Here is a 13,206-nt window from a genome sequence, read left to right on the forward strand (position 1 = left end):
CGTGCTGGCAACAACAGATAAAGCGCTGGTAGCAAAAGCGCTAAAAAATAATAAAACCGCCTGGCTCAAATTGGTAAAGCGCTATGAAGGGCTGGTGTACAACTACGCTTTGCGCATGGTGTCGCACCCGGAAGATGCACGGGACTTAATGCAGGACGTATTTGTGTCGGTATTTCGTGGCTTAGCCAGTTGGCGCGGCGACGCCAGCTTTAAAACCTGGCTGATGATTATTGCCAACCGGCGCTGCATTGAGTTTTACCGCCGTCGCAAAGACTGGGGCAGCAGTGACGAACTGGAAAGCGTGGAAAGCAGTGCCGGCGATCATCCGGACAATGTGTACCAATTACATCAGCAGGGTCGCCACTTGGTTGCAGCTATGCAGGAATTGCCAGAGGAGCAACGGCTAGTGGTGGAACTGAAGTTTTATCAGCACCTGACATTGGATGCGATTGGACAGCAATTAGGCGTGTCAACGAACACCATAAAATCACGCCTATATGCAGCCGTGGACAAGTTAAAGCAAAAGCTGGAGGTATCAGCATGAATCAGTGGCAACAAGAATTTGAACGCTGGTTGAACAATGAATTGAGCGAGCAGCAGGCGCAGGAGTTGTATCAACAGTTGTGTGCGCATGCACCTGAGCTAGCTGAGCAAATGGCAGCCATGCAGGAATTTCAGCGTGACGCCAGTGCCTGGGTAGATACTCCGGTGCCTGAGTGGAATCGTGAGGCGACCTGGCAGCCAGCACTGCGCTCGGGAAGCACCGATTCCTGGTGGCAACGCCCATGGTTACCAGTTACCTCGTTTGCTTGTTCGTTGCTGGCGGTGGCTCTGGTGGTACTGCAAGTTGATGTGGTGGTGAGTGACTCACAGCTGCGAATCGCCTTTGGTGGCCAGGTGAACGATGAACAACTGGCCAGCATGGTAGATGCCCGGTTGGATGAGTTCACCGCCAAGCAAACCCAGGAATTGAAAACCTATGCCACGACCATGCGCAACGATTTTCGTGAAGACTTGAATCAGGCTAATACGCAATTAGTGAGTTATGTGCTGGCGACCAGCCGCGACGAACGCCGCGAAGATTTTGCCGATTTAATTCGTTACGTGAACGAACAGCGTCAGGACGATCAGGTGTTTTATGTAAACCAATTCCGTCAGTTGCAAGAAGCAGTTGGCGAACCCGTAACAGAGTATCCGTTTTATCGCGCTCAGGCGCTGGAGGAATAACCGATGAAAAAGTCTATGTTAACTATGGCGGTAGCCACCTTGTTAGCTACAGGTACCGCAAGTTCAGTTGCTTTAGCCGCCGATCGCGATCAACTGCGTAACGAGCTGGAAATTATGACCAGTATTTTAAATACCTCGCTGGAACAACAGCATGGTGGCAACAAGCATATGCAGCGCATTGGCAACATGAAGTATAGCTACCTGGAAGGTCAGGGGGTGGTGTACAAAGCGCCTGGATTCCGTAATCTGGTGCGTCAGTTCATCTCTTATGAGGGTGATATGGAAATGCCGCCAATGCCGCCGGTGCCAGACATGCCGGAAGTAGCAGGCATAGATGTACAAGCTGCGGCTGAAGAAGGCATGCGGGCGGCACACGAAGTGATTATGAACCTGCAAAAAAGCGGTATGTTTATGGACCGTCACGATGGTGGGTATGCCAATGAAGAGTTCCGGGCACAAGCCGAAGAGCTGCGGGATTTAACTCGGGAATTACGTGATGTGTCCTGGGAACTGCGTGAGCTGGATCGTGATATTCGCGACATGAATTTTGAGCTTCGCAATGCTGCGGCCGACGAGCAGGACGAATTACAGCAAGAACTGGCCGGGTTGGAAAACAATCGGCAGTCGTTGCAGCAACGCCAGGAAAGCATTCAAAGCCAGGTTGATAGAATTAGCGCGGAACGCGCTGAACAAGTGGCTAAGCAGCAACAACAGCGGGCCCAGCAGCAACAGCAACTACTGACTAGTTTTGAAACCACCTTGGCTAACGTGCTTTGTAATTACGGCAACACTCTGCGTTCACTGCCTTCAGACGAGCATATTACTGTGGTGTTAGAAGGTATTGGTGAGCCAAATCAACGCAACCAGAAAGACCGTATTTACGTGTTCGAGAAAAAAGCTGTGACTGCCTGTGCAAAAAATGGCGACAGCAGTGAACTAATTTCACAGTCTTTGTCGTATTACTTTTAACCATGCTTTTTGAGGCTACCCTGGAGGCCTCGAATGGTTGTCACAGTAGTTATTACATCCTATGTTTGCGCGCTCTGTTTGAGCGCGCTTTTTTTTGTGCATATTTCAGTGTTCATGCGGGCGATGCTTTTGTTCATTCCCGAAAACAGGTAAAGTAGCGACCCAATTTTCCAGTACGACATAACCACCAATATGAAGCTAAGTGACTTTGACTTTCAGTTGCCCGACGCACTTATTGCGCGCTACCCGCAGCAGCAACGCAGTGCCAGCCGTTTACTGTGCCTAACTGGCACTAGTGGTGAACTGCGCGACAAGCACTTTACCGACATTGTGGGTGAACTTAATCAGGGTGATTTACTGGTATTTAACGATACCCGCGTCATTCCCGCGCGCCTGTTGGGTGAAAAAGCCTCGGGTGGCAAAGTGGAAGTACTGGTGGAACGCGTTCTGGATGAACACCGGGTGTTGGCGCATGTGCGCAGCAGCCGTTCCCCGAAAACCGGCCAGTTGTTGAAGCTAGAGCAGGCTTTAGATGTGGAAATGCTGGGCCGCCATGACGCTCTGTTCGAACTGAAATTTTTGCATGACCAACCGGTACTGGAATTGCTTGAGCAATACGGCCATATGCCGTTACCGCCTTATATTGACCGGCCAGACGAGAGCAGCGATAAAGAGCGCTATCAAACCGTTTACAACAAGAACCCGGGTGCCGTGGCAGCACCAACTGCCGGCCTTCATTTTGATGAAGGAGTGCTTAGCCAGTTGCAGCAAAAGGGCGTGGAATTTGCCTATGTAACCCTGCATGTAGGTGCTGGTACTTTCCAGCCAGTGCGGGTGGATCGTATTGAAGAGCACGTGATGCATAGCGAATACGCGGTAGTGCCCGCTGAAACCGTAGCGGCTATTGAGCAAACGCGCGCTCGCGGCGGTCGGGTGGTAGCTGTGGGAACTACCTCGGTACGTTCACTTGAGTCGGCCGCGCAGGCCGCACGGAAAGCTAATACTGAGCTTACGGCTTATACCGCCGAAACCGATATTTTCATTTATCCGGGTTATGAGTTCCAGGTGGTAGACGCCATGATCACCAATTTCCATTTACCTGAATCAACCCTGATCATGCTGGTGTCGGCTTTTGCCGGTAAGCAACATGTGATGGCAGCTTATGACCATGCCGTGCAACAGGAATATCGCTTTTTTAGCTACGGCGATGCCATGTTTATTACCAAAGCGGTATAATTGCCGCGTACGGATGATTTTTCCGAGTTTACGTAAAGTGAGTCACTATGAAGTTTGAATTGTTAGCTACAGATGGCCGGGCACGTCGTGGTCGCATGACCTTTGCGCGCGGTACGGTAGAAACTCCGGCCTTTATGCCGGTAGGCACTGCCGGCACGGTAAAAGGCATGAGCCCCGAAGAAGTGAAAGCCACAGGCGCCGAAATTTGCCTGGGGAATACCTTTCACCTGATGCTGCGCCCCGGTACCTCTATTATCAAACAACATGGTGACCTGCACGACTTCATGAACTGGGACAAACCCATTCTGACTGACTCGGGCGGATTCCAGGTTTTCAGCCTGGGCGAACTGCGCAAAATCACTGAAGAAGGCGCTACTTTCCGCTCGCCTATTAACGGTGAAAAAATCCTTCTGACGCCGGAAAAGTCCATGGAAGTGCAGCGTGACTTGGGTGCCGACATTGTCATGATTTTTGACGAGTGTACGCCGCATCCGGCTACCCAGGCTGAAGCGCGTAGCTCCATGGAGCTGTCACTGCGTTGGGCGCAGCGTTCGAAAGACGCTCACGAAGGTAATCCTTCGGCTCTGTTCGGTATTGTGCAGGGCGGTATGTACGAAGAACTGCGGGATATTTCACTGCAGGGGCTAACGGATATAGGCTTTGACGGTTATGCCATTGGTGGCTTGTCGGTAGGCGAGCCTAAAGAAGACATGATGCGTATTCTTAGCCACACCGCTCCGCAAATGCCAATTGATAAACCCCGCTACTTAATGGGCGTGGGTAAACCGGAAGACTTAGTGGAAGCCGTACGCCGCGGTATTGATATGTTCGACTGCGTGATGCCAACCCGGAATGCGCGTAACGGTCACTTGTTTATCAGCACCGGCGTGGTGAAAATTCGTAATGCGGTGCATCGCACCGACACCGGGCCTTTGGATCCGGACTGTGATTGCTACACCTGCAAAAACTACTCGCGGGCTTATTTGCACCACTTGGATCGTTCCAACGAAATGTTGGGTGGCCGCTTGAATACCATTCACAACCTGCACTACTACCAGAAAGTCATGCAGGACTTACGTGATGCGATTGAAGCCGGGCGCTTGCAGGATCACGTGGCGGAGTTTTACGCCAAACGCGATCTGCCGGTACCTGCCCTGGAAGACTAAACCGCCCGGGCAATGTCGACAATGTAAGGCTTAATGCCGGCGAAGAAGAACTCGACGGCAATGAGCATCACGATCAGGCCCATTAAGCGCATCAGTATTTTACTGCCGCTACGGCCCAGTTTAGCCAGCAGTTGGCGACCACTGGCAAGGATCACAGCAGTAAGTGCACACACCGCAATAATAGCGCCAAACAGGCTAATACTGTTGCTTACTGCGGTGCTGTCCTGAATAAATATAATCACCATGGTAATGGCGCCAGGGCCGGCCACCATGGGGATACCTATGGGTGTAACGGCTACGTCGGAACCGAAATCACTTTCCGATTCACCGTCAATGCGCTTGGGCACAGTGCGACCGCGCAGCATTTCGAAGCCCATAACAAAGAATAAAATACCGCCGGCTACGCGTAGGCCATTTACCGAAATAGAGAAGAAGCTAAAGATCGCTTCGCCGATCAGGGCAAACACGCACAAAGCTATTAACGCCGTAACCGAAGCACGCATGGCGACCCAGCGCGCCGCTTTGGGGCTCATGGCCTCGGTTAGCGCAATATAAATAGGCACCGCGGCGATCGGGTTGATCATGGTGAATAACGACGTGAACTGAAACAAAAAGGTTTCTAACATAGTCGACAAGTCCCTGTGCTAAGGTTCTGCGATTGAATGACGATATAGTAGCCGAAATCAGCAGCTTGCGACAGCACGCCTATAAGCCTTAAGGAAAGGATCAAATTAAGGTTTACAGCAGCATTTGTTCTCGCTACAATTCAGCACCAAATTTATTCATTCTGGTTATTTTTTAACCGTTAACAGATTCATTCGAGGTGAGAGTTTAATGCCAATAGTAAAAGTGAAAGAAAACGAGCCGTTTGATGTAGCACTACGTCGTTTCAAGCGTTCTTGCGAGAAAGCTGGTGTATTATCTGAAGTTCGTCGTCGCGAATTTTTTGAAAAACCTACCGCTGAACGCAAGCGTAAGAAAGCTGCTGCAGTAAAACGTCACGCGAAGAAATTGTCGCGTGAGAATGCACGTCGCACACGTTTATACTAAGCACTACTCTCATTTTTCTGATCAGCTAGCTGGAAAGTTACCTGTTTAGTGAAACGAACTGAAAAACCGCACTGACAACGGCAGTGCGGTTTTTTTTGTGCATGCTACAATTCCTTGTTCGTTGCCAACATACTAATAATAAGTAGTGGAGCGCCATGGCAGGCCTGATTCCGAAGTCCTTTATTCACGATTTAATTGACCGCGCCGACATTGTCGAAGTGGTGGATTCGCGTGTGCCATTGAAAAAAGCCGGCCGTAATTACCAGGCCTGCTGCCCGTTTCACAACGAAAAAACCCCCAGTTTTACCGTAGCCCCCGACAAACAGTTTTATCACTGCTTTGGCTGTGGTGAGCACGGCAACGCACTTGATTTCATCATGAACTACGACGGTCTGGAGTTTCCTGACGCGGTGGAAGAGCTGGCCAGCTTAATGGGCCTGCAGGTACCGCGTGAAGAAAGCAAGAATCCCCAGGCCGATGCCCGCCAGTATGCGCAGGCCCAAGACGACTTTGAAGTGATGCAAAACGCCGCGAAGTTTTTTGCGCATCAACTGCGTAAGCACAAGAATTCGGGCGAAGTAATTACTTACTTAAAGAACCGTGGCTTAAGCGGCGAAGTAGTCAAAGACTTCCAAATTGGCTATGCACCACCGGAATGGGATGGCGTGCTGAATGCGCTGGGAAAAGACAGTAAAACCCGGCAGCAACTGGTGGATCTGAAATTAGTTAATAAAAACGACAACGGTCGTCATTATGACTTTTTCCGGGATCGCGTGATGTTCCCCATACGGGATCGCCGTGGTCGTGTGGTTGGTTTTGGTGGCCGTATTTTCGGTCAGGACAAAGACGATCAAGGCCCTAAGTACCTGAACTCACCCGAAACCCGGGTGTTTCATAAAGGCCGTGAGCTTTACGGTTTTTACGAAGCCAAACAAGCCCATAGAACGCTTCCTTACGTAGTCATAGTAGAAGGTTACATGGACGTGGTGGCGCTGGCGCAGGCAGGTATTAAAGAAGCCGTTGCCTCGCTGGGTACGGCGACTACTACCGACCAGTTACAAATGCTGTTCCGGGCTACCAGCAAGGTTATTTGCTGCTACGACGGCGACAGAGCTGGCCGCGAAGCCGCCTGGCGCGCACTGGAAAATGCTTTGCCACTGTTAACCGACGGCGTAGAGCTGTCGTTTTTATTCCTGCCTGACGGCGAGGATCCGGACACAGTGGTACGTGACGAAGGTGCCGACGCTTTTCGTGAGCGCCTGCAAAGCTCCCAGAGCTTTACCGATTACTTTTTTGCGCACTTGCAGGAAGGTGTGAATATTTCCTCTGACACCGGCAAGTCGGCTTTGCTAAAACAAGCCAAGCCCCTGATTGAGCGGGTAGCTAGCCAGTTTTACCGCGACACTATGCTGGACAGGTTGGCGCAGTTGTTACGCCGCGAGCGGTCGCAGTTGGACTCGCATTTCAATAAGCCGCAGCAGAGCAAATACGTGCCCGAGGGCATGAAAATGACCCCGATGCGACGCGCTATTGCCATGTTAGTGCAGTACCCGGAACTGGGTCAGGAGCTGCCGGTGCATCAGGAACTCGCCGCACTAGACATTGCAGGCGTCGATTTATTATTGGCATTACACGAATACACGGCTAATACTAAATTAACCACTGCGCAGTTGCTGGAACACTGGCGTGGGCACCAGCACGAAAAGGCTTTACGCCAGTTAGCGCGCTGGGAACATAATATGGATCCGGAACTTATTGCGCAGGAATTTGCCGATATATATGTGTTTCTGATAGACCGCTTTGTTGAGCAGCGAGCCAGCGAGCTCTTGCAAAAAGAAAAAACGGCCCCATTAACTAAGCAAGAGAAACAAGAATATTTAGTGCTCATGAAGCATTTGTCCGATAAGCCGAAGGGCCGATAAAGAGCTGATTAATTACTGGTCGGAAATGGCCCTAGCTGCTATAATTTCCGGTCTTGTTTTTCAGATACATACGCTAATGTATCTAAGTTCAAGCTCAAATTTAATTTTTAGTTATTCACAGGTGGTATATCTGTATGCAGCAGAGTCGTCAATCGCAGCTCAAAATTCTCGTCGCGAAAGGAAAGGAACAGGGTTACCTGACTTTTTCAGAGGTGAACGATCACCTTCCTCAGGAAATCGTTGATTCCGATCAAATCGAAGACATCATTCGCATGATCAATGACATGGGTATCCAGGTTTTTGAAAATGCGCCCGATGCCGATGAGTTAATGATGAGCGAAGACACCGCTGACGAAGACGCTGCCGAAGCTGCCGCGCAAGCGTTAGCCACCGTTGACGGTGAATTAGGTCGCACCACCGACCCAGTGCGCATGTATATGCGTGAAATGGGTACGGTAGAGCTGCTGACCCGCGAAGGCGAAATTGTTATCGCCAAGCGCATTGAAGAAGGTATTAACCAGGTTCAGTGCTCGGTTGCAGAATACCCGGAAGCTATTAACTTCTTATTGGATCAGTGGGATTCATACGAAGCCGAAGAAATGCGCTTAACCGACATTATTTCTGGCTTTATTGACCCGAACGAAGTGGATACCGCACCAGTTGCCGCTACCCACGTTGGTTCTGAGCTGCCAAAAGAAGAGTTGGAAGACGAAGACGACGACGCTGATGATGACGACGAAGAAGACGCCAACGACGGCGGTATTGATCCTGAGTTAGCCCGTGAAAAATTCGGTGCGCTGCGCAAGCAATACGAAACCACCCGTAAAGTTATTAGCAAGCACGGCCGTGACCATAAAAAAGCACGCGTTGAAATTGAAGAACTAAGCGAACTGTTCAAACAGTTCCGCCTGGTTCCAAAGCAGTTCGACCGGCTGGTAAAAGACATGCGCGACATGATGCATCGTGTGCGCGTGCAAGAACGCCTGATTCTGAAAGTGTGTGTTGAACAAGCTGGCATGCCAAAGCGCAACTTTATGCGTGCCTTTGCCGGCAACGAAAACACCACCAAATGGTTAGAAGAGCAAATGGCCAGCGGCGAAAGCTACGCAGCTGATTTGAAAGCCCTGCAAACTGAAATTGAGCGCAGCATTCATAAGCTGGCGGAAGTGGAAGTTGAAACCGGCCTAACCATTGCTAAAGTTAAAGACATTAACCGTCGCATGTCGATTGGCGAAGCCAAAGCACGACGTGCGAAGAAAGAAATGGTAGAAGCCAACCTGCGTTTGGTTATCTCTATTGCGAAAAAATATACCAACCGTGGTTTGCAGTTCCTGGACTTAATTCAGGAAGGCAACATAGGTTTGATGAAAGCGGTAGATAAGTTCGAATATCGCCGTGGTTATAAATTCTCAACTTATGCTACTTGGTGGATACGTCAGGCCATTACCCGCTCAATTGCAGATCAGGCCCGTACTATTCGTATTCCGGTGCATATGATTGAAACCATTAACAAGCTGAACCGTATTTCACGGCAAATGCTGCAAGAAATGGGTCGTGAGCCGCTGCCGGAAGAACTGGCAGAACGCATGGTGATGCCGGAAGACAAAATTCGCAAAGTACTGAAAATTGCGAAAGAGCCTATTTCAATGGAAACCCCAATTGGCGACGATGAAGATTCGCACCTGGGTGATTTTATTGAAGATACCACGCTGGATTTACCAGTGGATTCGGCCACCGCAGAAAGTTTACGTAATGCCGTACGCGACGTGTTAGGTGGATTAACCGCCCGCGAAGCCAAAGTGTTACGCATGCGTTTTGGTATTGATATGAATACCGACCACACGCTTGAAGAAGTGGGCAAGCAGTTTGATGTAACCCGTGAACGGATTCGTCAAATTGAAGCCAAAGCTTTACGTAAGCTGCGTCACCCGAGCCGTTCGGAGCAGCTGAAGTCATTTCTTGACGAATAGTTTGATATAAAAGGTGCTTATGTCACAAACGATGCCAAAGAAGATTATCGACGCGCATTTTCATATATATAATGACCGTTATCCCATGATTGAGAACCACGGTTTTTTACCGCCACCGTTTTCAGTTGAAGATTACCAGGCGCGCACTGCGGACTTACCTATTGTTGGTGGTGCTGTAGTGTCAGGCTCGTTTCAGGGCTTTGATCAAAAGTACCTGAAGGCCACCCTGGAGCAAATGGGCGAAGGCTACGTTGGCGTAACTAACTTGCCTAGCAGCGTGTCAGACAACCGCATCATGGAATTGAAAGACATGGGTGTGGTTGGCGTTCGGGTGAACCTGAAGCGTGGCGTGGTAAGCGGCTTAGATAATCTGGTCGACTTTGGTCGTCGGGTATGGGATTTAGCCGGCTGGCATTTAGAAATGTACGTAGACAGCCGCGAGCTGGACGAAATTGTACCTAAGCTGGTGCGTCTGCCAAAAGCTAGCGTGGATCATTTAGGTATGGCTCGCTCAGGCTTATCGCAAATCAAACGCCTGGCTGAAGCTGGTATTCACATTAAAGCCAGTGGCTTTGGCCGCACCGAAGTCGACGTTGCCGAAGCAGTTAGCATTTTGTACGACATTAATCCGGAATGCCTGATGTTCGGCACCGATTTACCGTCTACACGAGCTGAGCGACCGTTCAACGTGAAAGATATTGAAGTAGTGTGCAAGGCACTACCTGACGAACAAGCCATCGAGCGCGTGTTCGCCAGCAATGCCGCCAAGTTTTACGGCATAAAACTTTAAAAAACCTGACTTTCAAGTCATGACAAGCGGGCAGAGATTTTATATACTCTCGCCCGCTTTGCTTTTCCAGCAAACATCCTTCCTAATGGCCCCTTAGCTCAGTGGTTAGAGCACCCGACTCATAATCGGTTGGTCCCCAGTTCAAATCTGGGAGGGGCCACCATCTCGCATTATTTCTATCGAGCGCAAGTGCCAGTGTCTTTTCATATCAAAATATAGGGGAGATCCCTTATATCGAATTGCTACATTAGATGTAACTCTGTGAAGGTCAACCATGATATTTTTGGAGAATAATAATGAAAAGAACTCTTCTATCTTTAAGTATTTTGGCTTCAGGCCTGCTCGGCGCGTCATCAGTTCAGGCTGATGCACTGTTAGGATCGAAACTGGCGGAAGATATACAGAACCTTACCGGGCCGTACGATGTTATTGTTTCGTTTGACGAGCACAGCAATATCGATCGAGTTTTGCAAAACCTTGGGGCTCCTTACCTTGCATTGAAAACCATGCCTATGGCTGGCGCTACGGTTACCAAGCTGCAGTTGCAATCACTGATGGAAAATTCGGCGGTCAGCAGTGTCTACGCGAATGCTCCATTGGGATACAGTAATTACACGTCAGGTGAAATTACCGGTGGACATTATGTTCACGATTATTATGGCGTAGTTGGCAATGGAGTCACTATCGCGGTTCTGGATTCTGGAGTGGATGCGACGCACCCTGATCTAGAGTTTCAGACGAAAACAGTTGAGAACGTTAAGATTGTAGGCGATCTCGATTTGCTTGGAGGACGTAACGCGTTTATCGAAGGAGTGCCAAACAGCGACACCTCTTCAGGTCATGGTACTCACGTTGCAGGTACTGTTGCAGGAACGGGTATGGTGTCTGTTAACGATGAGCGAAGAGCGTACTACCATGATGGCATTGCCCCAGGAGCAAATCTTGTTGGCCTAGGCGCTGGGGAAGGTATTTCTATCTTATATGCGTTGTTAGGATTCGATTATGCGATTGCGAATAAAGAACGCCTGGACATTGATATTATTACCAACAGCTGGGGCGGTGGTGATGGTGCCGAATTTGATCCAAATAATCCGATCAACAAAGCCTCTTTCGAGGCGTATAGCAAAGGTATGGTCGTAAGCTTTGCTGCCTCTAACTCGGGTCCTGCTGAAGATACTCTTAATCAATATGCGGTGGCACCTTGGGTCATTAACGTTGCGGCTGGCACCAGTGAAAAACAGCTCGCCGATTTTTCAAGTCGCGGCGTAGCTGGTCACCCATTCAAGTTGCCGGATATCACTGCGCCTGGACAAGGTATTACTTCTACTCGTGCTCCTAATACAGCTATTGGAGCAATGGGACCGGTAGTTGACGCAGCGCACCCTGAATATTTGGCGTATTACCATACGATCAGCGGTACTTCTATGGCCACTCCATTTGTAGCCGGCGTGGCTGCATTGTTGCTGGAAGTGAACCCAGACCTGTCGCCGGATCAAATCGAGCAAATCTTGAAAGATACAGCAGAGCCTATGGATTACGCTCCACACGAAGTTGGTGCCGGCTATATAGATGTCAAAGCTGCTGTTGATCTAGCAAAAGTAACCACCGGCGAGCGCGTTGCCTTTTTAAATGGCGATACCTTGTGGTCTAGTCAGGGGAATTGGAACCAAGCTGATGACAGTGCTGAACAATTCGTTTTTGTGGGTAACTGGCAAAGTAAACACGATGATTCTGCATTTGAACAAACGGTTACTACGGCAAAAAATAGTCACTCATCAATTTTCGCAAAAATACGCGGTGAGCGAGTACGTTTTCACTTTTTAGCCACTAGTGACGAGCCAGCATCAGTTGAACTTATTGCTGATGGACGCTCTATGGGTACTCAAACAGTATACGCTGCTGGTGCGTCTGAAGCGGCACCGAAGGATGTTGCGGTTGCTTTTGATAACTTGGGTGAAGGTATCCATGATTTGGAAGTTCGCATTCTGAATAAGAAAGTGAAGTTTGATCGTATGGATGTAGACGGTGCTCTATTAGCTCCAGATGTCAGCTTCACAAACAGCCAACAGATTGATTCTGGTACCATGGGTGTTTCGGCTGAAAACCTGGAAGTACAAGAGTTTCCTTTGGAAATTAATCCGAATGATGTGAATGTGACTTCAACATTGGACTGGACTGGTGTGGCGGATCTGGACTTTTACCTAGTAAATCCAGAGGGTGTGGAAGTAGCATCTAGTGCCTCACTGGACAACCCGGAAGTGATACAGTTCTGGACGGATATGGCAGGAACCTATACTTTACGTGTTACGGGGTATATTAGTGTTGCTACGCCATTTACCATCACTACGGACATCACCTCTGAAGTGAAATAACTGCTGCGCAATGCACTGAATTCGTGCTGTGTTTAACAGTTCTAAAAAAGGCGCCTTTGGCGCCTTTTTACTTTTGCGTTAACTGCAACCAATAAGGAGTTTAGGTGAACTATCAGGCGATAAATTTTAAAAATAAACTCGGTCTCTTTACTGATCAGTGGTCGCCAAAGGTAATTGCCGAGATGAATAACTATCAGTTCAAGATAGTTAAAATTCAAGGTGAATTCGTTTGGCACGACCACAAAGACACGGATGAAACGTTCATCGTGCTTGAGGGGAGCCTTAGGATTGACTTCAGGGACGGGTATGTAAGTTTGTCGGAGGGCGAAATGTTTATTGTTCCAAAGGGCATTGAACACAAGCCATATGCTGAGAATGAAGCGAAAGTTTTACTTATCGAGCCGCGGGGTGTCGTGAATACAGGGGACGAGGCTAGTACGCAAACTGCTGAAAACGATGTTTGGATCTAAGTCGATTAACAACAGCGCTGCCCCGGATGGATTT

Annotated in this window: 12 protein-coding genes and 1 tRNA gene; 12 read left to right on the forward strand and 1 reads right to left on the reverse strand. The window is 49.3% G+C overall.

Annotation, left to right across the window (positions count from 1 at the left end; translation table 11 throughout):
• Position 1 precedes the first annotated feature (1 nt).
• The 5 genes from CCE91_RS10515 (at position 2) to tgt (ending at position 4,598) form a co-directional block, all read left to right on the forward strand.
• A complete protein-coding gene (locus CCE91_RS10515) occupies positions 2-544 on the forward strand; it encodes an RNA polymerase sigma factor (RefSeq protein ID WP_086435256.1) in 543 nt (180 codons plus the stop codon).
• Positions 541-1,227, forward strand: a complete 687-nt coding sequence (locus CCE91_RS10520; RefSeq protein WP_086435257.1) for a hypothetical protein — start codon at positions 541-543, stop codon at positions 1,225-1,227. The genes CCE91_RS10515 and CCE91_RS10520 overlap by 4 nt, the downstream gene beginning before the upstream one ends.
• A gap of 3 nt (positions 1,228-1,230) precedes the next feature.
• Complete coding sequence (locus CCE91_RS10525) at positions 1,231-2,196, forward strand: hypothetical protein (protein WP_086435258.1); 966 nt, start codon at positions 1,231-1,233, stop codon at positions 2,194-2,196.
• Between the two features lie 192 nt (positions 2,197-2,388).
• Positions 2,389-3,432, forward strand: a complete 1,044-nt coding sequence (gene queA / locus CCE91_RS10530) for a tRNA preQ1(34) S-adenosylmethionine ribosyltransferase-isomerase QueA (RefSeq protein WP_086435259.1) — start codon at positions 2,389-2,391, stop codon at positions 3,430-3,432.
• 47 nt (positions 3,433-3,479) lie between these two features.
• Positions 3,480-4,598 carry a tRNA guanosine(34) transglycosylase Tgt gene (gene tgt, locus CCE91_RS10535; RefSeq protein ID WP_086435260.1) on the forward strand — a complete coding sequence of 373 codons (1,119 nt, stop codon included), beginning with the start codon at positions 3,480-3,482 and terminating at the stop codon, positions 4,596-4,598.
• Here tgt and CCE91_RS10540 read toward each other — a convergent pair.
• Positions 4,595-5,224, reverse strand: coding sequence for a MarC family protein (locus CCE91_RS10540; protein ID WP_086435261.1), 630 nt, complete (start codon positions 5,222-5,224; stop codon positions 4,595-4,597). The genes tgt and CCE91_RS10540 overlap by 4 nt on opposite strands.
• 208 nt (positions 5,225-5,432) lie before the next feature.
• Between CCE91_RS10540 and rpsU the strand changes: the two genes are divergently transcribed.
• From rpsU to CCE91_RS10575, 7 genes are all read left to right on the forward strand, one after another.
• Entirely contained in the window at positions 5,433-5,648 is a 216-nt protein-coding gene (gene rpsU, locus CCE91_RS10545; protein WP_086435461.1) for a 30S ribosomal protein S21, read from the forward strand.
• A 155-nt stretch (positions 5,649-5,803) separates the two neighbouring features.
• Positions 5,804-7,570, forward strand: a complete 1,767-nt coding sequence (gene dnaG, locus CCE91_RS10550; protein WP_086435262.1) for a DNA primase — start codon at positions 5,804-5,806, stop codon at positions 7,568-7,570.
• A gap of 134 nt (positions 7,571-7,704) precedes the next feature.
• Positions 7,705-9,540 carry an RNA polymerase sigma factor RpoD gene (rpoD, locus tag CCE91_RS10555; RefSeq protein ID WP_086435263.1) on the forward strand — a complete coding sequence of 612 codons (1,836 nt, stop codon included), beginning with the start codon at positions 7,705-7,707 and terminating at the stop codon, positions 9,538-9,540.
• A gap of 19 nt (positions 9,541-9,559) precedes the next feature.
• Positions 9,560-10,330 (forward strand): amidohydrolase family protein, encoded by a 771-nt coding sequence (locus tag CCE91_RS10560; RefSeq protein ID WP_086435264.1) that lies wholly within the window; start codon positions 9,560-9,562, stop codon positions 10,328-10,330.
• A gap of 87 nt (positions 10,331-10,417) precedes the next feature.
• A tRNA-Ile gene (locus tag CCE91_RS10565) sits at positions 10,418-10,493 on the forward strand.
• 133 nt (positions 10,494-10,626) lie between these two features.
• Positions 10,627-12,702 (forward strand): S8 family peptidase, encoded by a 2,076-nt coding sequence (locus CCE91_RS10570; RefSeq protein WP_086435265.1) that lies wholly within the window; start codon positions 10,627-10,629, stop codon positions 12,700-12,702.
• Positions 12,703-12,806: 104 nt separating this feature from the next.
• The gene (locus CCE91_RS10575; protein ID WP_086435266.1) at positions 12,807-13,172 is read left to right on the forward strand and encodes a cupin domain-containing protein; all 366 of its coding nucleotides are present in this window, start codon (positions 12,807-12,809) and stop codon (positions 13,170-13,172) included.
• Positions 13,173-13,206 lie beyond the last annotated feature (34 nt).

The sequence above is a fragment of the Pseudidiomarina planktonica genome (assembly GCF_900177775.1).
In the GTDB taxonomy this organism is placed as follows: domain Bacteria; phylum Pseudomonadota; class Gammaproteobacteria; order Enterobacterales; family Alteromonadaceae; genus Pseudidiomarina; species Pseudidiomarina planktonica.

Coding starts and splice junctions, on each gene's coding strand:
- CCE91_RS10520 (WP_086435257.1), top strand. CDS start 541: ATGAATCAGTGGCAACAAGAATTTGAACGCTGGTTGAACAATGAATTG.
- CCE91_RS10525 (WP_086435258.1), top strand. CDS start 1,231: ATGAAAAAGTCTATGTTAACTATGGCGGTAGCCACCTTGTTAGCTACA.
- queA (WP_086435259.1), top strand. CDS start 2,389: ATGAAGCTAAGTGACTTTGACTTTCAGTTGCCCGACGCACTTATTGCG.
- tgt (WP_086435260.1), top strand. CDS start 3,480: ATGAAGTTTGAATTGTTAGCTACAGATGGCCGGGCACGTCGTGGTCGC.
- CCE91_RS10540 (WP_086435261.1), bottom strand. CDS start 5,224: ATGTTAGAAACCTTTTTGTTTCAGTTCACGTCGTTATTCACCATGATC.
- rpsU (WP_086435461.1), top strand. CDS start 5,433: ATGCCAATAGTAAAAGTGAAAGAAAACGAGCCGTTTGATGTAGCACTA.
- dnaG (WP_086435262.1), top strand. CDS start 5,804: ATGGCAGGCCTGATTCCGAAGTCCTTTATTCACGATTTAATTGACCGC.
- rpoD (WP_086435263.1), top strand. CDS start 7,705: ATGCAGCAGAGTCGTCAATCGCAGCTCAAAATTCTCGTCGCGAAAGGA.
- CCE91_RS10560 (WP_086435264.1), top strand. CDS start 9,560: ATGTCACAAACGATGCCAAAGAAGATTATCGACGCGCATTTTCATATA.
- CCE91_RS10570 (WP_086435265.1), top strand. CDS start 10,627: ATGAAAAGAACTCTTCTATCTTTAAGTATTTTGGCTTCAGGCCTGCTC.